A 20161-nucleotide genomic window follows, 5' to 3' on the forward strand; every position below is an offset into this window, starting at 1 on the left:
ATTCAATTACTTCCATGTAGGTTTCCCACTTTGAGTAACTATGCCACGGAGGGAAATCGGAACATCAAGGATGGATTTTGTGAAGGATAAGAAGGGAGTGGAGCAATGAAGAACGATTTTATTTTCCGGAGAGCCACCCTGCTTGCCGGCTTCAGCTATCAGGCCTATCCGCTCTTTATTGAGGGCAGGCTAGTATTGCCAAAGGGATTTGTGCTACGGTATATTGTCAGGGCTTTGGCAAATGTGGAGGATCCCACCGAGGAAGTATTCGGGTTTATTGCGGAATCGAAAAGTCACATTGTGCTGGCATTCAGAGGGTATGTCTCTTACCCTGCCGATTTAATTGCGGCTTATGATATTCTTCAAATTCCGTATCCTTTTGTCAGAAATGCCGGGAAAACCTCCCGCGGATTCACTTGTATCTACCAATCAACACGTGACGACATTCTGGCTGAGTTGAACAAACTATCTCCTGACAAAACGTTATATATTACCGGCCACAACTATGGCGGTGCCATTGCCACTCTTGCTGCACTGGATATTGCGTGTAACTCACCTTTCACCGCTCCCGTTCTCTACACGTACGGCAGTCCACGTGTAGGCGATCCGCAGTTTGCCTACAGCTTTCATACTCTTGTGAAGAATAGCATGAGAATCGTGAATATCCATGACTCTTTTACGACCTTTCCGGCAAAAAAATATCCTCCTCCTTTTACCGCGGAGGGTATTTACTATCAGCATGTCCATGCAAGATTTCCAATCTCCTTTCAACTAAACAACACCCCTCGAAATGATAGTATTGGCTGTTATTTTCATTGCTTACGCACAGGCGATCCGCAATTCGCTACTGCTTTATGCAGTGATAATCCCGGGTTCTGCCCGCCGACAGATATGTGTTTTCCATTTACTAAAGGTTGTAAATGCCAAGGAGAAAGGTGTGAGGGTCAGAATGAATGATTCTACATTTAGCAGGGATGCAATTTTACTTGCTGCTATGTGCTACCAAGCGAATCAGCTTTTCGAGCAAGACAGGATTGTCCTGCCAAACGGATTTTCCTTGCGCTATATTTATGAAGCCTGTGCAGGAGTTGAAGCGCCCGAAAAAGAACCATTTGGCTTTATTGCAGAATCACGGAAGGAAATCGTCATTGCCTTCCGCGGTACAGAATCGTATAAGGATAACGAATCCGATCAGGATCTTTATCAGGTATCTTATCCATATGCACGAAATGTAGGCCAGACCCATCGCGGATTTACATGTATCTATCAATCAACAAGAGATGTGTTCATCAGCGAAATCAGAAAACTTTCCCCTTCTAAAAGAATATTGATCACTGGCTATAGTTTGGGAGGGGGCCTTGCTGTACTGGCCGCCTTCGATATTGCTGTGAACACCAGCTTTAAAGTCCCGTTTGTCTACACCTATGGCAGTCCACGTGTTGCCGACCCTGTTTTCGCCAATTGGTTCAACCGGATCGTACCGAACAGCCACAGAATTTTCAACGTACATGACATTATCCCGACTCTCCCGGATGCATCCTACCCTCCCCCATTTACAGAAGTGGGCTTATATTATCAGCACGTGAACAACAGATATCCCGTGTCATTTCAGCTTAACAGCATTGCACGAAATCATTATATCAGCTGTTACTTTACCTGCCTTAGCAATCTGGACAAACAATTCACAACAACGCTTTGTTTAAACAGTCCCGACTTTTGCCCAACCTCCTCTTTCTGTACCCCTTTTGTGGGGATATGTTGTGATGAAGGAGAACTCCGCGGTTGAAGCGGAGGGACAACTCTGCTTTATTTATTTTTATTTGGATGTAAAGAACTACCTCTATGCCGTGCTTGGAAAAATAGATCTCCGAGCACCTCGATATCACCCTCTCATAAAAATGCGAACTAATCTTTTTTATGTTTTCGCTCGAGTTGTCACACTATTTAGAACGTGTTTGCATGCTAACATTGTGTACTTTGGATCAGGTGGGCATTCGAAAGTCATTATAGATATCATTGAAAAACCGGGAAAACAAGGGACAGAGGGACATGGGGACAGGTCCATTGTCCCATTGCAGACAATAGAGACAACAGCTCACATCTCAGCGGCTCAAAAGTCCGCACAAGTGGGCTATTACCATTATACAGCTTAGAATCCTGCGTTTTTTTGGGAACAACGAGAGCCGAGAATGCTTCCAACTACCCCAAAATCAAAACCAATCCATTCAATCGACAAAATTCGGGGAGTCACTGTGACCAGAACCTTTAGCGACCAATCAAACGGATGATTTGCTCTGAACTATCTGCCACCCACTCTTCGGTATATTTAAATGCCTCATCTAAAGTGCATGGACCTGGTGTAATGGACAGACCAGCGAGCAGTCCAAGTTCGTTCATACTATTGCCAGTTAACTCATTTTTTCCACAAAGAGCCACCACGGGAACATCATACTGCCGGGCCACGCTGCACACACCGGCAATCACTTTACCTGACAACGTTTGGTGATCCAGTTTACCTTCACCAGTAATAATAAGATCCGCGTCCATTATTTCTTTTCTCAAATCAACTTTCTCTATATAAACATCTATTCCGGATACCATTTTGGCATCAAAAAAAGATAGGAGAGCAGCTCCCATTCCTCCGGCTGCCCCAGCACCTGGTATTAAAAGCGGGTCTATACCACCTTGGCTGTTAACCACTTGAGCGAAACGGGCTAATGCTGTATCCAAAATTTCAATCATATCTGGTGTCGCCCCTTTTTGCGGGCCAAAAACAGCAGATGCTCCCGTTTCTCCACATAACGGACTTTGTACATCACTGGCTATCAGAAAATTCGATTCTCTGATTCGCGGATCCAGTCCTGTTGCATCGATATGGGATAGTCCAACAAAAGCTTCCATATTGTCCTTTTCCAGTAGTTCCCCTTGGGAATTATGAAATCTTGCCCCAAGCGCTTTTAACATTCCCACACCTGCGTCGTTGGTGGCACTGCCCCCTAATCCTATAATAAATTCTCTATAACCTTCATCTAATGCCGATTTGATTAACTGGCCAGTGCCAAAACTTGTCGCTTTAAGTGGATTCCTCTCTCCTTCCGATAAGAGTGGCAAGCCGGAAGCAAGGGCCATCTCGATCACCACTGTTTTCCGATCGCCTAATATTCCATAGCTGGACTTTATCATTCTTCCAAGAGGATCACAAACGGTTGTGTGTTGAATGATCCCGTCTGTCGCTAATACTAAATTCTCCATCGTTCCTTCTCCGCCATCTGCCAAAGGCTTATCAATAATATTGTAGTTATTTGAACATCTCTCAATTCCTTTACGCATAGCAGCACATAATTCTTTTGCAGATAAGGACCCCTTAAATGAGTCTGGTGCCAGTACTATTTTCATTCTTCCATCACCACCCATTTTTCTTGTTTTTTTCATGTGTCCTATTTTAAGATATTCGGTAACCATAACGTCAATTGTGGTAAATATGAAATTAATGCAATGTTAATGAGTAAAACAATATAAAAAGGAATCAGCGGCTTCAAAAGATGCTCTATCCGCAAACCCGCTATTTGCGATGCTACAAATAGGTTGACCCCGATTGGCGGTGTTAACATGCCGACAGCCAGGTTGACTATCATGATAATTCCGAAATGGACCGGATCAATTCCAAACAGGACAGCCACAGGAGTTAAGATGGGAGCCATGATTACTATTGCTGCCCCCGTTTCAAGGAACATTCCAACTCCCAGAAGAATTAAATTGACAAGCAATAAGAATACAAATGGATTGTCCGATAATGCAATGAACCACTCGGCAACTTGGTAGGGAACTCTCTGAGAGGTCAGCACCCAGCCGAAAAGCCCGGCATTTCCTATTATGAACATGATAATGGAGGTGGATAATACAGAGTTCTTCAGGACATCCATGATTTTACTAAAAGAAAAGGTCCTGTAAATAAAAACACCTAGTATCAAAGCATATCCTACTGCTACAGCGGCCGCTTCAGTCGGAGTGAAAACCCCTCCATAGATGCCTCCTAAGATAATGACTGGCATCAATAAAGGAAGTATAGCTTCTTTCAATGCACGAATCCGCCCTTTTGCTGTCATCAATTCTTTCTCTTCTTCCGTCAACACAATCTCAGATCCATACCCTTTTACTTTACTGATAATAAAAATTGTCAGCATTAAAGAAATTGCTATCAATAACCCCGGAATGATACCGGCCATAAACAATTCCCCGATGGAAATGGACATACCAGCACTCAAGGCAAATATGATCATGGGGATGGAAGGGGGGATAATGACACCCAATTCTCCCGATACGGCCTGTACAGATGTAGAAAAACTCTTTGGAAATCCTCTTCTTACCATAGCGGGAATTAAAATACTCCCGATTGCAGCTACAGTCGCAGCGCTTGAGCCCGAAATGGAGGCAAAAAACATTGCTGTTAAAACTGTAACCATTCCCAAGCCCCCCGTTATCTTTCCAACAAGGGAATTTGCCAAGTTAATCAAGCGCTGTGATATCCCGCTGTATTCCATTAAGCTTCCTGCCAGGATAAAGAACGGGATAGCCATCAGAGGAAAAGAATTCAAGGATGAGAAAATCCTCTGTATTGCAACCTGGAGTGAAGTGCCATCTTGCATCATCGCTAACATGGAGGCCAGTCCCATGGAAAAAGCTACGGGAACTCCTATGATAAACATCACAAATAGACTAATGAATAATAGTGCCGGCATCCTGATCCCCCGTTTCTTTTTTGATGATTAATTCAAATAGAACAGCTATGCAGTTAAGAATAGCTAAAATGCTTCCGATTGGTATAGCTGCGTATAACCAGGAAACTGGCATATTTAATGCTCCTGTTTTTTGATGTGCCAAATTAACCATGATTTCAAAGCCGTATTTAATCAACAATGATAAAAAAATAATGTTAATAATGACGATAATCATTTTCATTATTCGCCTTACACCTTCAGGCACTATGAAAAGTACGGCTTCCACCGATATTAGCAACCCTTTCCTTAAGGCGACCGCTGTACCCAACAATACTATCCAGATCATGGAGTACTTGATGATAGCTTCTGACCATAGGAGAGGACTATTTAGTACATATCTTGCAAAAACCTGATAAATTGTCAAAATAGAAATCAAACCAAAAACAATCGCTATAACTTGAAGAATTACATAATTCAGACGGTCTATTGTACTTACTACTTTATTCATTCTCTACACCTCTTTTTCAGCATTTTCTATGAGTCCTGCATAGACACCACCGTGCCGACTGATATATATGAAGGACTCCAAGAAAGAGGATATAGGGGGAAAAACTCCCCCTACTCCATTAGTTGGCGTTGATTATTTTCTCATGGATTCCCTTAATATTCGGGAAGTTTTCATCTACAAATCCATCAAGTACCTGCTGGAATTGCGCCAGGTCTGGTTCAATAATTGTCATACCTGCTTCTTCTAACTCTTTCAGGTAGCCTGCTTCTCCTGAACTTACTTCTTCTGCCGCAAATTCTTTGGCCTTTCCATTAGCAGCTTGCATCAAGGCCTCTTGTAATTCACTATCTAAGGATTGAAACTTGGAATCACTGATTACAATTGTAATGGGTTCTCTCACATGCTCAGTTTTCACTAGATAATCCACTACCTCATTAAACTTGGAATTATAGATCAGCGAAAGCGGATTCTCCTGCCCATCGATAACTCCCTGCTGCAACGCTGTGAAGACCTCTCCAAAAGCCATTGGAGTCGGAGCCGCTCCCAAGGTTTCCCATGACTTTACAAAAACCGGACTATCTGGAACGCGGATTTTCAACCCTGCTAAATCATCAGGCGTCTCGACTTCTTTATCCACAGTCAGCATACGTGCTCCACGATCGAGATAGGAAAGTATTCTATTTCCGGACTCCTCTGTGATAAGATCTGAGATTTCTTCACCGATCTCACCATTGTATACCGTGTTAAAATGCTCTTGATTTTCAAACATGAAAGGCACGGTGAAGATTTGTGCAGTGTTGGATGATCCGGATAGCACTCCCGCACCACCAACCCAAATATCAGCTGTTCCTATGCTTAAACCTTCCAACAGCTCCACATCATCCCCCAAGGAACCGTTTTCATAAATTTCGATTGTTAATTTGCCATCTGTCAATTCTTCCACTTCTTCTTTAAACTTTTGCACAGCTTGGGCATGGATTTCCGAATTCGGCCATACATGACCCAACTTCAAGACCTGGACGTCTGAACTGTCTTCTTGGCCACCTGCACTATTATTGGATGAACATCCAACCACCAATACCATTGTCATAAGTAACAAAGCAACTGTATTAAACCATTTTTTCAATCGAAAATCCCCCTTTAGTTGTTTTCAAGTTAACGAGCCAGCATGGCGGTTTTTTAGTATTGTAAATAAGCCACTTTCATCTCAGTAAAGAAATCCTTATTCGTCTTACCTATTGAGAATGCTCCGAACCCGGACTCCTTCACACCACCAAACGGGACATGAGCTTGACTTGCGGTTCCATGGTTTACATGGACCATGCCACATTCGAGTTCATTTACAAATTGGTAGGCAAGTGAAAGGTCTCGTGTAAATACAGAAGCAGCTAAGCCGTACTTGACATTATTGGCAACTCGGAGTGCCTCTTTAGCATCTTCTACTTCTTGGACTGATAGGACCGGTCCGAATATCTCCTCGGAAGCGATTCTCATGTCGGATAAAACCCCTGTGAATAAGGCAGGTTCTACATAGTAACCCTCAGAGAATTTCCCATCAGTGAGGACCTCTCCCCCATAGACAAGCTGCGCTCCCTCTTCTTTTCCTATATTTACGTAGTCGATAGTGGTATTCAGCTGATCTTCACTTACTAGAGGCCCGATTGTGGATTCAGGGTCTGAGGCTGGGCCGACTTTTATTTTCTTCAGTTCTTTCTGTATCGCCTGAATGATTTCTTCAGACTTTTCTTTCAACACTACTACTCTGCTGATGGAGGTACATCTTTGTCCACTGCAGGCAAATGCTGCACTTACAATCTGTTTAGCAACATATTCTGCATCTTCGTAATCCAAAACGACGGCAGGGTTTTTCCCACCAAGTTCCAACTGGGTTTTTTTTAATAGGCTGGCAGCTTTTTCATTTATTCCCAATCCCACACTCGTGGACCCGGTAAAGCTGATTCCTTTTACAAGTGGGTGACTTATCAATGGATTTCCTACCTTGGCTCCACCACCAGTCACGAGATTGACGACACCTTTCGGAACTCCTGCCTCCGTTAACAATTCCATTATCCGAATGGAGGACCACGGGGTTTCTGAGGCAGGTTTATATACGACTGTACATCCATAAGCTAGAGCGGGTGCTATCTTTCTTATTGGTGTGACAATAGGAAAGTTCCAAGGTGCTATTGCTGCCACCACCCCTAATGGTCTATGCATGACTGTTGTAGAGATATTCCGTACTTCACTTGGATATGTGGAGCCTTCAACACGCAAGGCCTCTCCTGCAGCGAAACGAGTCTCTTTCACAGCTCGTCCTATTTCTCCTTTTGATTCTGCTAATACCTTCCCTTGTTCAGCTGATAAAGTGAAAGCAAGCTCTTCGCTGTGCAATTCCAGTAAATCTGCAAACTTCATCAAAATGGCCCCCCGGTTTGCTCCCGGTTCCTCTGACCAAGATTTAAAGGCTTGATGAGCTGCTTGTACAGCCTGATTCACATCTTCTTCAGTGGAAGCCTGGAAATAACCTAGAACCTGCCCCTTCTTCGCCGGGTTAAAAATTTCAAAAGTTTCCCCGGTACTTCCTGATGCCCATTCCCCATTAATAAAGTTGAAATATGTTTTTCCAACTTGCCCATCTAGCCACTCATTGAATATTGGCATTTTGAACCACCCCTTTTTAGTTTTTTACCACTTTTGGATTAATCGGAGTTATTGGCCTTTCTCCTTGCAGGACCGCAATCACATTTTCTATTGCCAGGTTAGCCATCTCCACTCTTGTTTCAATGGTTGCACTGCCGACATGGGGGGCAAGGACTACATTTTTCAATCTGGTAAGCATAGGCTCGAGGGCCGGCTCTCTCTCATAAACATCAAGTCCCGCTCCCGCAATTTTATTATTCTTCAGAGCTTCTGTTAATTCGGCCTCATTTATAAGAGGACCTCTGGAAGTATTAATGATATAGGAACTCGGTTTCATCAGATCCAATTCCCGTTTTCCGATTAGATGGTAGCTATCGTCAGTTAATGGTGCATGCAATGATATGTAATCCGAAGAACAAAGGAGTTCTTCCAAGTTTACATATCTGGCATTCAGTTTTTGTTCTTTTTCTGGCGGCAATTGTCTGCGGTTATAATACAAAACATTCATATTAAATCCTTTCGCCCGTTCTGTCACCGCTTCACCGATTCGTCCCATCCCAATTATGCCAAGGGTTTTACCATATACACTTCTACCCAATAGCAAATTCGGTTTCCATCCCTCAAATTTGCCATCTCTGAGAAATTGGTCACTCTCAGGTATTCTGCGTGCTATACCAAGTAGTAACGCCCAGGCAAGGTCTGCCGTTGCTTCCGTAAGAACATCAGGTGTATTTGTCACGAGAACATTCCTAGCTGTGGCAGCTTCTATATCAATGTTGTTGAAACCAACCGCGTAATTGGCTATAATTTTCAAATTTGGTGCTGCATCAAGTACTATTTGATCAATTTCATTCACCAATAATGAAACTAAAGCATCCTTGTCCCTCAACAGCTCGATCAATTGTTCTTTTGTCAAATCCACCGTATCTGTATGAACATGTACATCCGCTACTTTTTGCAATTTTTCAAGCGCTGTTCCGGGGAGCTCACTGGTTACGAGAACTTTCGGTTTCAAAAAGACACCTCCATATTTTTATAGTTTCACAAACTGCTCCTTGTTCTCTTGCATGGCAGCTCTACAGATGTTTTTAAAATCTTCCAATGTTGGTTTTCTTGGGTTTACTGCTACGTTTCCGGAGAGCATGGCTTCTTTCGCTATGAAGTCAAGATCGCTTTCGGTCACACCATAATCTGAAAGTGTCTCATGAATTCCAATATCGTTCTTCAGTTGACGTATGGCTTCTACGGCCTCTTCTGCAGCTTCCCTCTCTGTCATATGGTAAGTATCCACTCCAAAGATGGCTGCAATCTCAGCAAATTTCTTTTGATTTCCGATTAAGTTAAATTTCATTACTTCCGGCAGCAAGATTGCATTTACTGTTCCATGAGGAATTTTAAAATGGGCCCCCAACGGGATCGCCAATGCATGAGCGAGCCCTAGGCGAGTTGAGTTGAAAGCCATGGCGGCTATCAAACTGGCAAGAAGCATATTTGAACGCGCTTCCAAATTTTCACCCTGTACCACCGCCAGGCGCAAGTTGTCAGCTATCATTTTCATTGATTGAACAGACAACCCTTCTGAGATCGGCTGGGTCGCTGTATTAACATAAGATTCCAAGGCATGTGTTAATGCATCCATTCCAGTTGCTGCAGTGATATGAGGAGGAAGGGTTGTTGTCAGCTCAGGATCAGCCAAAGCTAAGTCAGGACAGTTATAAACACTTCCAACACTCAACTTCACCTTCTGCTCTTTATCAGAAAGCACCGACCAAATTGTGATCTCACTCCCGGTCCCGGCAGTTGTTGGCACAGCAATGACAGGTACACTTGGGTTGGGAACCATATCAATTCCTACATAATCACGGATGTGTCCTGGATTATTAAGCATTAGCCCGACTGCTTTTGCGGTGTCCAGAGAACTTCCTCCTCCAACACCGATCACAATATCACAGCTTTCCTCTTTAGCTATATGTAAACCTTTATCAACTGAATCGATGGCAGGATCAGGTTCTATTTCTGAAAAAATGACATATGGAATACCGGCTGAATCCAGAGGTTCTGACAGTCTGGCGACTACTCCGGCGTTGAGTACACCTGGATCACAGACTATTAAAACCTTACTGCCGTTAAAGGCTTTTACGTGATCTGGCAGTTTTTTAATTGCTCCATTACCAAATTCTATAATAGTAGGAATCTCATATCTAAAAGACTTATTGAATATCATAGTTTACCTCCATTACTGAGTTAGTATCAAAAGCCGCATCAGAAAGTTTAATCCCGTATCGTTTTCCTATCTCATCCAGTTCTTCGGCTACTTTCCTTGGCAACAAAATTCCATTTTCTTTTCTTTCTATAGTTCTCCTAGCTTCAATTTCACCTGGAATAAAAATCTCTTCTACTCCCGGGGCTTTGGGCTCAGCCTTAATTTCATTGATGTATTGATCCATTCTATCTTTAAAATAATCAATTGGCATGAATCTATTAATATCTATGGCAAGAAATATGTGCCCCACATTTTGTGGATCCTGCCAATTTTCATACATGTTATGGACATATCTTCCAAATCCTGCACCAGTTAAGACCCCGGCAAGAATATCGATAAACATGGAAATCCCATAACCCTTTGGACCACCTAATGGCAGAACCGAACCTACTAATGCTTCATTCGCATCCGTAGTTGGCTTTCCATCCTTATCAATTGCCCACCCGGCAGGAATAGAATTGCCCTTTTGTGCTTCCACAATTATTTTGCCTCTTGCCACTACACTTGTTGCCATATCAAGAATAAATGGGTTTTGATTGCCAGCTGGTACACCGACAGCCAATGGGTTCGTTCCAATAAATGGTCTTATTCCGCCTGTTGGTGGCATTGTCTGTGAAGCATTGGAAAGCACAAGTAGAATCATGTCCTCGGCGATCGCTTTTTTTGCATAATAAGCTCCTGTTCCGAAGTGATTTGAGCCCTTTACCCCTACAAGGCCAATTCCGGATTTTTTGGCCTTGTCCAATGCAATCGTCAAAGATTGTGAACCTATCACAGACCCAAAATTGTTATTTCCATCTACCAAAACAACACTGTCATTTTCATTAACCATGCAAATATCAGCATCGGGATTTATCATTCCCTTTTCCATTCTTTCCAGGTAGATTGCTGTTCTCACTACTCCGTGGGAATCAACCCCGCGCAAGTCAGCCTCTATCAATGAATTTGCTACAATTTCTGCGTTCCTTTTTGGAACACCCGCTTTTTCAAGAACGTCAGAACAAAATTTCTCAAGCTTCTGCCAATAATAGTTAGTAGCTATTGACATTAACATCCACACCCTTTTGTTCTAAAGTCTTGTCGACCCAGGTTCTATCCACTGTTCCATCCGCTATGGAATTCATGATATCTTCTTCTGCACCTTGTTGTTTTTTCGCCAGTTTCAAGATCTCTTCTGCGCTCTCCAAAGGTACTATAACCAATCCATCCTCATCGCCCACTACTATATCTCCAGGGTTTACAATCATCCCATCAAGCGATATTGGAACATTAATCTCCCCGGGTCCATCCTTATATGGACCTTTATGGGTGATGCCACATGCATAAACCGGGAAGTGTTCACTTGCAAATGCTGCAGAATCACGAATTGCACCATTAATGACAAAGCCGCCTACTCTATTCCGCTTTGCCAGTCGGAGCATAATCTCCCCAACAATTGCATTGGATAGGTCTCCGCCGGCATCTACTACAATTACATCCCCTTCGTTGGCCATATCAATTGCTTTATGTACCATCAGATTATCTCCAGGCCTAGTTTTTACTGTTAAAGCAGTGCCTGTCAGCTTCCCGCTTTTATGGTAGGGGCGCATGTTTGCGTTAGCCCCATAGATACGATTTGCATTATCACTTATATGTGGGGTCACGACAGAACGAAATGCATTTACAAGCTCTTTGCTTGGACGGTTGGTAATTGGTAATATTCTAAATCCTCTATTCTCCATTTTTCTCCTCCTGATTTTTCGTATTAATGACAAGACTTTCTGATGATTAAGGAAGGTTTCAATGAAATGATTTCTGTTTCTTTGTTCTGCTTTGCTTGCAATTGGTCAATCAATTTCCAGGCCGCAATCTCTCCCATTTGATAGCTTGGCTGAGACACTGTTGTTAGTGGTGGATTAAGGTGTTGGGACCAGACTGTTTCATCGTAGCCTACCAACCGGATATCCTCTGGCACTGAAAGTCCCAACTCTTTTATCCCTTCGAGTATTTCAAGGGTCATCATGTTATTGGTTGAAAAAATGGCATCTGGTCGGTTTTTCCCGGAAAGCAGATTTTTAACTTCTTCTTTTGCACGACCCTTTTCTTCCTGTACGACCCTGATTAAATTCTCCTCGACGCCAATTCCATGTTTCTTTAGCGCCATTCTATACCCTGTCAACCTCTCGATTCGAGGACTGATTCCCTCGACCGGGTATACCATGACAGCAACCGATTCCGCTCCTTTTGAAATCAGGTGTTCTACTGCAAGGTGTGCGCCCTTTACATTATCGACCACTATGGTATCTATAGGAACTCCCTCTATCTTCCTGTTGATAGCAATAATAGGAAAGTCACTTTCCACTAGAGATTGAAACATATTCTTATTTTTCATGGTGGGGTTGACAATAATTCCATCCACCTGTTTTAACCTAAGCCCTTCAATGTGCTCTTGCTCCAAGGAGGACTTATCATTGGAATTGCAGATCATAAGATTATACCCTTTGCTTCTGCAAGTATCCTCGACACCCTGAAGTACGTGGGACCAGAATGGATTCTGTAAATTCGAGAGCACAATACCGATTACATTTGTTTTCATTGATTTTAAACTTTTAGCAACTGCATTTGGGCGATAGTTTAGCTCCGCCACAATCCTCATTACTTTTTCTTTCGTAATTTCATTTACATGAGAATAATTCCCATTAATAATTCTTGAGACCGTCGTTTTTGATACCCCGGCTTTTTTTGCAACATCATCCATTGTTATTTTCATTTTCTACCGTCCCTTATTTACTAGAAAAATGGCGCCATTTTCCTGTTAACCGATTTCGGAAATCGGTTTCGGAAATCGGTTAACTAGAGTTTAGCATTAAATGATAACGTTTTCAATATTTAGATTAAATTAATTTTTTCGACAATTATTATTATAATTGAGGTACCTGACAGAGAGTTTCCGAATTTATTGAGGGAAGCGCAAGCAAAGAGCTGGACTTATTATGAGTTTATCCATAAACTTTTGGATTAAAAATTGAGCTGCACGGAGAAAAAGAACAGCGTGAAAATGATGAAGTGGGCGGAGCGGAGTTCTCAGAAGTTCTAACATTCGAGAAATTTCGCTTGGAAGAACAAACTGCGATTGGTGGAATACAACTAAATATCTTAAAGCAACTCGCTTGGATTAATGAATGCCTCACTTTGTTTATGATGGGACAGACGTGCGCTAGGAAGACTTATCTCTACACTGCCTTGGCAGTTCACACCATGAACGAACGTGGATACCAAATATCTTTTATTTCCATGAAAAGGCCGAGTAAAAAGGGAGATATGTACCATGGAAACGCAAATAGCCATCGACGATTCGGTGTCGATGGCTATTTTTAAGAATAAATAGAAGGTCGGCTCTGAGCCAAGCACTGACTGGCTCAATTGTCCGCCACCAGCGGCTCTTACATATATACTTCATATGTGGACTTCTCAATGGCAGAGGTGGAACAATTTGAAGTCAGAAGTTGACCAAAAACATGGCAACAATGGAACAATCGCATGGCTGTAGTCATTAGCAGGTCATATACCGCCTACTTTCTTAGCTATGGATGCGGTATCGTTCCCACGAGCCTTCCTGTAACATTCAAAGATAATAAAATACTGGTCAACTTCAGGATACCTCATATCATCTGTACCTGGCCATTAGCAACGTCAGTTTCCCTGTTTTGTAGACAATAGTGGCAATGAAAATTGTCCCCGATGCTTCCCAAAAAAAAATGAAACCAAATCTTATTATAATCGACAAAATTCGGGGAGTCACTGTGACCAGAACTTCTAACAAGGGCTGGGACAAGCTTCCTTTCCCCTTGCCCCTAATTTTTATTCTTAAATATTATTTAATTAATGAATGCATGGCTTTAATTCTTGCTCTTAGTCTAATCTCCAACTCGTTCTCATCAGACCATATAATAGTGTTTATTTGACTAACATCAAAATGATTTTTATCAAAATCATCTGTTTTACAAGTTAGAATTACTTGTTTTTCCTTTGCCATTGCATATCCAGTTTCCAAATAAACTCCTCGCTTTTGTTCTGTTAAATCACTTACGACAAAGTCCGCATTTTCAATTTCACTAAAAATCTCTGGAACAATTTGATTATTATGCTCTTTTATATCAATAAGCATTGCCTCATAGCCAAATTCTTCAATTACTTTAATAATAGATTTTCTGGTCTTGTTCATAGATTCACTAAAAGACATTGCAATAAATACTGTAGATTTTTTATAATCGATTTCGAATTTAAAATTATTCAATTCTTTGATAATTAACTGTTGAATACTAGAAATACTTTCCCAATTAGAATTACTAGAGGAAATAATTAACATTGAGACTAGAAAACTTTTTTCATCAAGAGCTTTTATAAAATTCCAGATCTCATTAAAATCAACGAAACTATAACTTCCAACATCATATTGGTCAATATATTCAGTGGATATTTTAAAATTCAACTTATCACTTTCGATTCCTAATTCACTTAATATATCAATTGCTAATGCAGCAGGAAATTCGTAGACTGCTGCATAAACATACTCTGGTATTTCACCATATTTTCTTTCAAGATCATTATGTTCGTTTTCTATTGATACTCTTTTATGATCTATTCTGTTTTGTAACCCTATCTTAAAATCTTTTAATTCATCTTCTCTATTAAGTATGGTAAATACGCTCTTTTTTAATTTCCCCATAATATATCCCTCCAACAAAATATACTTGTTAAGCTAAGTTATGTTCATGTTATAAACACCCTTATTATTATCAGAATCAACTGATTTTTAACTCAAAGTTCAAGTAAATACAAATTGTAATAACAGGCTTTAAAAGTAGTATGATCGGTTTAGACAGGTCGACCGTCGAAACATGGGCTTCATTAATCCGCGTAAAAGTGTCTTCATCCGCAACCCGGATCATCTTACTCTGCACCACTTCCCTGTTTCTCGAGGCAAATTCTAGCAATTTAGTAATATTCCATCTCATTATGCCTATTTGACAGATTTCGTCCCCTTCTTCTACTGGACAGGGTACGAATGATTTATCTATTATAAGCATGCTATTAACTCCTTCTGAAAAACCTTTCCTCGGTGCTTTAGTACTCTGTTTAAACCTTCTTATCCTTGAACCACAATAGTCATATTTCCCGAGATAATGGTTAATTCCTTATATGAATTTTCCATTATATTGTAGTCAGTACGGTATCTTCCATACAAATTGTAAGCTTTAAAATTTTCAAGCTTCTCTTCCCACATTATATCGATATGATGGTGGTTATAATTTAGGGAGATCATTACCTCTATATACTCAAACTTAAGGATTTCTTCATCATCTTTTAGTACAATTATCCTTGGATAAAACTTGTAACCATCTGCACCCAAACAATTCAGTTTGAAGTCCTTTAAAGCCTCAGTACTTTGCATAAAATCGTCTATCCCCAATTTACCCATCTGCTCATCTCCATTTTCATCTAATACTGAATATTAATCTTCCATCAATATTCATAATCTTTTCAAATTCGACAGAAAATGTATTAATCCTCCTATTTTTTATCGATTCTCTATTCATAATTGATATTATATGTCTTCTAATGCATCGAATGATCTTAGCTAGATTCTGCTTCCCTATTACCAACATGTTTTAACCACAAATGAAGAAGGAATCCTCACCTCTAACTAAAAACTCCAGTAAGATTATTTTTCAATCAACTGATAGTCTGAAACAATAATCATATACTTTTGGCGGTACGTCTCCCGTATAACTGTTGGCGCAGTTATACATAATGGGGGGCTTTTCCTTTCTCAAGAATTATTAATGTCGAAATTTTTCTAATTATATACGGACATTTTAATCGACTAATCCTGGACAGGCAAAACCGTAAGCTTTCGGTAATTTAAGGGGGTGTCATAAACACTTTAGAGTTAAGGCGGGGCTAGGTACTCCCTGATCCAAAAAATCCACACACATTTCAATATACTTCCAAAAGGTGGCGTGTTGGTGGTGTTAGGGGTATTTTTCGACATTGATAATTGGTTTAAAAAGGGGATTAGACCAATTTGAGAGAGGAAGAGAAAGATGCCATCAATGCAGCATTTGGTAGAGTACTCAAACGAAAACGGAGAATTGAATTAGATCTTGGTGAGAATAAACTATTAATATTGCGGATATCTGAAGTTAACAGCTTTAATTCCATTTGCTTGTATTCGACCTTAGATGGATGAGTATCAATGTACTCCTGCATCTTGGTGATGTTCCACCTGATAACACCATTAGCGAAGATCTCATCGCCCTCTTCGGCTAGACAAGGTGTAAATGTCGGATCTAGTTTAATCATTTTCATGTTAGCTCCTTTTCTTAAGCTTTGTTTCCCATAACGTCCCGCATGACTCTTCATCCTGCTTCTTAAAACTATTTAAATATTCTTCGCGAAAATAGTGGAGAAAAGTCGATTGCTTATTTACCCTTTCATAACAATGCTAAAATCTCATTTAATCAAACGTTTGTTTAAAAATTACTATCCAAGAAAAATAACATCTCGTCTATAGTCTACCTCTCTAGTTTCCTATCCACACATCCCTGTATACTCCTACATTCAATTAAGAAACCTTCGTTCCCTTCTTGCATGGAACCTAATAATTGGAGACTTAGCTATTTCCAACATGCAGATCTATTCTATTCCTATTATATCGGAGGCAACAGATCTCTATTAAAAAATAAATATCTCTCAATTCCCTTAAAATCCCATTAAAAGGCTACCTGTCTGTTCAACCACGGATTTTACAACTTGATAATTGTTGTAAAAGGGGAGAAACAGCTGAAAGAGGACGATAAATACAAAAAATACATAGGGTTACACCTGCGTTTAAGAAGAAAAGAGCTTGGCTTGCACCAGGACGATATTGCGGAACGAGCAGGCCTTGACGAAACCACAATTGGTAAAATAGAACGAGGCGAGCGCGCCCCACTGGCCTCTACCCTTTTCAAAATCAGCACAGCCATGAGCATCAGCCTCGACCGTCTAAAAGCAGACGTAGAAAAATCCATCAAATCCGATTATGATGAAAAGTAACACACAACAAAGAACACACCCCAAGAACAATCACCCGCTAGTCAAGCAGCCTAGCCTATAAAATTCCCAAAGGAGTGTTCCATTTCATGAGCATCTACTCCATTTTCCACATCGATTGCCGAAAAAAATACATCTCCCCCATCCTCGGATCAGGCACCTTCAAGGAAATGTGTGATAAGTATCCTTACTATTATGAGGATGAAGTGAAGTTGCATTAGGTTAGAGGAAAGCAGCCTTTAGCGGGTTACATACCGCTTAAAGGCTGCTTTCTTAGTTGTGTATGTGGAATCGTTCCCGCGAGCTTCCAAGGTATATATTAACGGAAAAATACACATCAAATCTGGACACCCAATACCGTCAGTATCAGGACATTAGCAACGGCAATTTATGGACAGTTTATACCGTCAGCTTTCGGTATATGAGTGTGCCAAAACATTGAAATTAAAGACCAACTTACTCCGCAATGTATGAATGAAAAGGAAATAGACAAGGACGCACTTGTCTTAGAAGCTGTGTCAATACTTCAAGATAGATTAGAGGGAAAAAGTATTAAATAAACGAAATAGCCATCGACGATTCGGTGTCGATGGCTATTTATAAGAATAAATAGAAAGTCGGCTCTGAGCCAAGCACTGACTGGCTCAATTGTCCGCCACCAGTGGCTCTTGCTCTTACAAATACACTTCTTATGTGGACTTCTCAATGGCTGAGGTGGAACAATTTGATGTCAGAAGTGTAACAAAAACATTGCAACGATGGAACAATCGTATGGCTGTAGTCAGATGGCAATCAACCGTCATTTTATTGCTTCATCGACAAAATGCGGGGAGTAACTGGACCTGAACTTGATTCTTGCTTGTGGCCTGCTGTTTTATCTTGGAAGCAGGGAGTACCGTCCCCGATGCTTCGGGAATAAGAGATTGTTATTTTTCTCGAAATTTGAAATAATTATGATTGAGCTTAAAAATAATGAGTGACGAATCCATTGGGATACTGCATTCGAAAATTTTTTCACTTTAAAGATTGATATATAATACTTTTAAAGAGGGCTTTTATTAATTAAAGGGGGCTATCACCTATTATGATATCTGAAGTAGCTTTAAAGGAATATTTAGTTTTAGAGTATATAATAAACAATCAAGATACAATAGCAAGGTACAATTATATTTTCACTGGAATAATACAAGAAAGAAACATTATCTTAAAAATAAAAAACAAAGCATATATTAAAAAAAATGAATACCATAGATTAAACATTCATTTAGTATCAGGAAGCAAATATTATGTACATTCCACTGCTTTTACAGTATATGATCCAAATAAATATTTTAAAGAAATAATGCATTATTTTGAAGATGGGGACTGCTTTGATATTACAATTGATCAGCACGAACTTTTAGAACTAATTAAGATTCAGATAATTAACTTACTTCCTCAAGGGAAAAAGATCCTTCATTCACTGAAAGAAGGACCATTTAAAATGGGTAGTGTATATGTATTGTCTATAGTAGTTGTACTACCAATAATCCTTAATCTCACTATTTTTCAATTTACCACAAAAGTTACAGTTGGGAGTTTGAGTGATTGGATGACCTTTTTTGCTGGGATTATTGGTGGAATTGGCGGAGGATTTTTTACATTTTTAGCAATACAATATACTGAAAGAAAACAAAAAGGCGAAAAAACTCGTATTGATATCAATTTCTTATCTTATTATACATATTTTCTAAAAGAAAAAAATATCTCCTTATTATGGGATATAGACCAAATTGGTACAAAAATTACTCACTCCAATGATTTTAGATTTTTGGTCAATAAATTTCCTGTTTGGAACCAAGATTTGATAAAAGCATCAATAGAGATAAGAGAATTCTGCAATCAAAATATCCATAAACTTTCAACTTATGATAATAAAATTTATATGCTAAATCTTAGGATTTTAGACGCATATAAAAATATTGAAGAGTGGTTAGGAGTACTGTCACTAAATAACGAAAAATCTTTCTATGAAGACTGGGCTCCGAATTTCACAGATAATGTAGGAATAAGTAAAATTATTAAAGATATTGTTAGAGATTTACAGTTTCTCGAAGCCGAATACAATATCAATTCAAAAGACATATGGATGAATTATATATTACATAATGATATTCCTCATATTAAAGGTTAGATTTTTAAATGTTTATAGAATTTTCGTGTACGGAGCCTGATACCTTCATCTAAGAAATATCCAATAAATAATCCCGATCCCATTCATCCGCAAGAAGTAGCCACCGCATGAGAGGGACATTGTATCGAAAAAAATCTTTCACAGACACATTCAGGAACTTTTAAGGAGATGTGTGATAAGTTTCCTTATTTTTATAAAGATGAGGTTAAAATTCATTAAGTTAGTAAAAAAAAACAGCAGGCTACAAATGGATGACAACCATTTTGTAGCCTGCCGTTTTAGCCTTGGAAGCAGGGAGAACCGTCCCCGATGCTTAAGGTATATATTAACGAAAAAATACACATCAAATCTGGACACCCAATACCGGCAGTATCAGGTCAATAGCAACGGCAATTTATGGACAGTTAATACCGTCAGCATTCGGTAATATAATGGTGCCAAAAGATTGAAATTAAAGACCAACTTACTCCGCAATGTTTGAATGAAAAGGGAATAGACAAGGACGCACTTTTCTTAGAAGCTGTGTCAATACTTCAAGATAAATTAGAGGGAAAAAGTATTAAATAAACGTAATAGCCATCGACGATTCGGTGTCGATGGCTATTTTTAAGAATAAATAGAAAGTCGGCTCTGAGCCAAGCACTGACTGGCTCAATTGTCCGCCACCAGTGGCTCTAACAAATACACTGTAGACGTCAAGTTGAATTTTACACTTTTTGCTCGTTTCCTTTTTACACTTCTGCTGAAAAAATGCTCTTCCGATTTTTCATCCGATGACTTTC

General features: G+C 40.0%; 22 protein-coding genes. 8 read left to right on the forward strand and 14 right to left on the reverse strand.

Annotated elements, in window-relative coordinates; genetic code table 11:
• Positions 1-105: 105 nt before the first annotated feature.
• The 3 genes from ACFVAD_RS01500 to ACFVAD_RS01510 are packed head-to-tail and all read left to right on the forward strand — an operon-like array spanning position 106 to position 2153.
• Positions 106-957: a lipase family protein gene (locus tag ACFVAD_RS01500; RefSeq protein ID WP_386635272.1), complete on the forward strand. Its 852-nt coding sequence runs from the start codon at positions 106-108 to the stop codon at positions 955-957.
• Entirely contained in the window at positions 950-1786 is an 837-nt protein-coding gene (locus ACFVAD_RS01505; RefSeq protein ID WP_386635275.1) for a lipase family protein, read from the forward strand. Before ACFVAD_RS01500 ends, ACFVAD_RS01505 begins: the two co-directional genes overlap by 8 nt.
• Positions 1764-2153: a hypothetical protein gene (locus ACFVAD_RS01510; protein WP_386635279.1), complete on the forward strand. Its 390-nt coding sequence runs from the start codon at positions 1764-1766 to the stop codon at positions 2151-2153. The genes ACFVAD_RS01505 and ACFVAD_RS01510 overlap by 23 nt, the downstream gene beginning before the upstream one ends.
• Before the next feature lie 112 nt (positions 2154-2265).
• On the opposite strand, the gene ACFVAD_RS01515 is transcribed toward ACFVAD_RS01510, so the two are convergent.
• The 10 genes from ACFVAD_RS01515 to ACFVAD_RS01560 all read right to left on the reverse strand — a co-directional run bounded on the left by ACFVAD_RS01515 (position 2266) and on the right by ACFVAD_RS01560 (position 12878).
• Positions 2266-3396 carry a glycerate kinase family protein gene (locus ACFVAD_RS01515; RefSeq protein WP_386635282.1) on the reverse strand — a complete coding sequence of 377 codons (1131 nt, stop codon included), beginning with the start codon at positions 3394-3396 and terminating at the stop codon, positions 2266-2268.
• Positions 3397-3437: 41 nt separating this feature from the next.
• Positions 3438-4739: a TRAP transporter large permease gene (locus ACFVAD_RS01520; protein WP_386635284.1), complete on the reverse strand. Its 1302-nt coding sequence runs from the start codon at positions 4737-4739 to the stop codon at positions 3438-3440.
• A complete protein-coding gene (locus tag ACFVAD_RS01525; RefSeq protein WP_386635287.1) occupies positions 4717-5226 on the reverse strand; it encodes a TRAP transporter small permease in 510 nt (169 codons plus the stop codon). The genes ACFVAD_RS01520 and ACFVAD_RS01525 overlap by 23 nt, the downstream gene beginning before the upstream one ends.
• Positions 5227-5344: 118 nt before the next feature.
• Complete coding sequence (locus tag ACFVAD_RS01530; RefSeq protein ID WP_386635289.1) at positions 5345-6352, reverse strand: TRAP transporter substrate-binding protein; 1008 nt, start codon at positions 6350-6352, stop codon at positions 5345-5347.
• Positions 6353-6405: 53 nt separating this feature from the next.
• Positions 6406-7887, reverse strand: coding sequence for an aldehyde dehydrogenase family protein (locus tag ACFVAD_RS01535; RefSeq protein ID WP_386635291.1), 1482 nt, complete (start codon positions 7885-7887; stop codon positions 6406-6408).
• A gap of 16 nt (positions 7888-7903) precedes the next feature.
• Positions 7904-8881: a 2-hydroxyacid dehydrogenase gene (locus ACFVAD_RS01540; protein WP_386635293.1), complete on the reverse strand. Its 978-nt coding sequence runs from the start codon at positions 8879-8881 to the stop codon at positions 7904-7906.
• An 18-nt stretch (positions 8882-8899) separates the two neighbouring features.
• Positions 8900-10090 (reverse strand): iron-containing alcohol dehydrogenase, encoded by a 1191-nt coding sequence (locus ACFVAD_RS01545; RefSeq protein WP_386635295.1) that lies wholly within the window; start codon positions 10088-10090, stop codon positions 8900-8902.
• Complete coding sequence (locus ACFVAD_RS01550) at positions 10077-11183, reverse strand: Ldh family oxidoreductase (RefSeq protein ID WP_386635298.1); 1107 nt, start codon at positions 11181-11183, stop codon at positions 10077-10079. Before ACFVAD_RS01550 ends, ACFVAD_RS01545 begins: the two co-directional genes overlap by 14 nt.
• Positions 11161-11850 (reverse strand): RraA family protein, encoded by a 690-nt coding sequence (locus ACFVAD_RS01555; protein WP_386635300.1) that lies wholly within the window; start codon positions 11848-11850, stop codon positions 11161-11163. The genes ACFVAD_RS01550 and ACFVAD_RS01555 overlap by 23 nt, the downstream gene beginning before the upstream one ends.
• Before the next feature lie 23 nt (positions 11851-11873).
• A complete protein-coding gene (locus tag ACFVAD_RS01560; protein ID WP_386635303.1) occupies positions 11874-12878 on the reverse strand; it encodes a LacI family DNA-binding transcriptional regulator in 1005 nt (334 codons plus the stop codon).
• A 296-nt stretch (positions 12879-13174) separates the two neighbouring features.
• Between ACFVAD_RS01560 and ACFVAD_RS01565 the strand changes: the two genes are divergently transcribed.
• Entirely contained in the window at positions 13175-13486 is a 312-nt protein-coding gene (locus ACFVAD_RS01565; RefSeq protein ID WP_386635306.1) for an ATP-binding protein, read from the forward strand.
• Positions 13487-13982: 496 nt separating this feature from the next.
• On the opposite strand, the gene ACFVAD_RS01570 is transcribed toward ACFVAD_RS01565, so the two are convergent.
• The 4 genes from ACFVAD_RS01570 to ACFVAD_RS01585 form a co-directional block, all read right to left on the reverse strand.
• Positions 13983-14837, reverse strand: coding sequence for a hypothetical protein (locus ACFVAD_RS01570; RefSeq protein ID WP_386635308.1), 855 nt, complete (start codon positions 14835-14837; stop codon positions 13983-13985).
• 76 nt (positions 14838-14913) lie between these two features.
• Positions 14914-15198 carry a hypothetical protein gene (locus tag ACFVAD_RS01575; protein ID WP_386635311.1) on the reverse strand — a complete coding sequence of 95 codons (285 nt, stop codon included), beginning with the start codon at positions 15196-15198 and terminating at the stop codon, positions 14914-14916.
• Positions 15199-15257: 59 nt separating this feature from the next.
• A complete protein-coding gene (locus ACFVAD_RS01580; protein WP_386635312.1) occupies positions 15258-15590 on the reverse strand; it encodes a hypothetical protein in 333 nt (110 codons plus the stop codon).
• A gap of 596 nt (positions 15591-16186) precedes the next feature.
• Positions 16187-16474: a hypothetical protein gene (locus tag ACFVAD_RS01585; RefSeq protein WP_386635315.1), complete on the reverse strand. Its 288-nt coding sequence runs from the start codon at positions 16472-16474 to the stop codon at positions 16187-16189.
• 450 nt (positions 16475-16924) lie between these two features.
• On the opposite strand from ACFVAD_RS01585, the gene ACFVAD_RS01590 reads away from it, so the two are divergent.
• From ACFVAD_RS01590 to ACFVAD_RS01605, 4 genes are all read left to right on the forward strand, one after another.
• Positions 16925-17209 carry a helix-turn-helix domain-containing protein gene (locus tag ACFVAD_RS01590; protein WP_386635317.1) on the forward strand — a complete coding sequence of 95 codons (285 nt, stop codon included), beginning with the start codon at positions 16925-16927 and terminating at the stop codon, positions 17207-17209.
• An 86-nt stretch (positions 17210-17295) separates the two neighbouring features.
• Positions 17296-17427 (forward strand): hypothetical protein, encoded by a 132-nt coding sequence (locus ACFVAD_RS01595; RefSeq protein WP_386635320.1) that lies wholly within the window; start codon positions 17296-17298, stop codon positions 17425-17427.
• 484 nt (positions 17428-17911) lie between these two features.
• The gene (locus tag ACFVAD_RS01600) at positions 17912-18052 is read left to right on the forward strand and encodes a hypothetical protein (protein ID WP_386635323.1); all 141 of its coding nucleotides are present in this window, start codon (positions 17912-17914) and stop codon (positions 18050-18052) included.
• A gap of 238 nt (positions 18053-18290) precedes the next feature.
• Entirely contained in the window at positions 18291-19379 is a 1089-nt protein-coding gene (locus ACFVAD_RS01605) for a hypothetical protein (RefSeq protein WP_386635326.1), read from the forward strand.
• The last annotated feature ends 782 nt before the right edge of the window (positions 19380-20161 follow it).

Origin of the sequence: Sutcliffiella sp. NPDC057660 (genome assembly GCF_042800035.1) — a bacterium.
Taxonomy (GTDB): domain Bacteria; phylum Bacillota; class Bacilli; order Bacillales; family Bacillaceae_I; genus Sutcliffiella_A.

Excerpts from the sequence above, each read along its gene's own strand:
- ACFVAD_RS01500 (WP_386635272.1), top strand. The coding sequence starts at position 106 with ATGAAGAACGATTTTATTTTCCGGAGAGCCACCCTGCTTGCCGGCTTC.
- ACFVAD_RS01505 (WP_386635275.1), top strand. The coding sequence starts at position 950 with ATGAATGATTCTACATTTAGCAGGGATGCAATTTTACTTGCTGCTATG.
- ACFVAD_RS01510 (WP_386635279.1), top strand. The coding sequence starts at position 1,764 with ATGAAGGAGAACTCCGCGGTTGAAGCGGAGGGACAACTCTGCTTTATT.
- ACFVAD_RS01515 (WP_386635282.1), bottom strand. The coding sequence starts at position 3,396 with ATGAAAATAGTACTGGCACCAGACTCATTTAAGGGGTCCTTATCTGCA.
- ACFVAD_RS01520 (WP_386635284.1), bottom strand. The coding sequence starts at position 4,739 with ATGCCGGCACTATTATTCATTAGTCTATTTGTGATGTTTATCATAGGA.
- ACFVAD_RS01525 (WP_386635287.1), bottom strand. The coding sequence starts at position 5,226 with ATGAATAAAGTAGTAAGTACAATAGACCGTCTGAATTATGTAATTCTT.
- ACFVAD_RS01535 (WP_386635291.1), bottom strand. The coding sequence starts at position 7,887 with ATGCCAATATTCAATGAGTGGCTAGATGGGCAAGTTGGAAAAACATAT.
- ACFVAD_RS01545 (WP_386635295.1), bottom strand. The coding sequence starts at position 10,090 with ATGATATTCAATAAGTCTTTTAGATATGAGATTCCTACTATTATAGAA.
- ACFVAD_RS01550 (WP_386635298.1), bottom strand. The coding sequence starts at position 11,183 with ATGTTAATGTCAATAGCTACTAACTATTATTGGCAGAAGCTTGAGAAA.
- ACFVAD_RS01555 (WP_386635300.1), bottom strand. The coding sequence starts at position 11,850 with ATGGAGAATAGAGGATTTAGAATATTACCAATTACCAACCGTCCAAGC.
- ACFVAD_RS01560 (WP_386635303.1), bottom strand. The coding sequence starts at position 12,878 with ATGAAAATAACAATGGATGATGTTGCAAAAAAAGCCGGGGTATCAAAA.
- ACFVAD_RS01570 (WP_386635308.1), bottom strand. The coding sequence starts at position 14,837 with ATGGGGAAATTAAAAAAGAGCGTATTTACCATACTTAATAGAGAAGAT.
- ACFVAD_RS01575 (WP_386635311.1), bottom strand. The coding sequence starts at position 15,198 with ATGCTTATAATAGATAAATCATTCGTACCCTGTCCAGTAGAAGAAGGG.
- ACFVAD_RS01580 (WP_386635312.1), bottom strand. The coding sequence starts at position 15,590 with ATGGGTAAATTGGGGATAGACGATTTTATGCAAAGTACTGAGGCTTTA.
- ACFVAD_RS01585 (WP_386635315.1), bottom strand. The coding sequence starts at position 16,474 with ATGATTAAACTAGATCCGACATTTACACCTTGTCTAGCCGAAGAGGGC.
- ACFVAD_RS01595 (WP_386635320.1), top strand. The coding sequence starts at position 17,296 with ATGAGCATCTACTCCATTTTCCACATCGATTGCCGAAAAAAATACATC.
- ACFVAD_RS01600 (WP_386635323.1), top strand. The coding sequence starts at position 17,912 with ATGGCTGAGGTGGAACAATTTGATGTCAGAAGTGTAACAAAAACATTG.
- ACFVAD_RS01605 (WP_386635326.1), top strand. The coding sequence starts at position 18,291 with ATGATATCTGAAGTAGCTTTAAAGGAATATTTAGTTTTAGAGTATATA.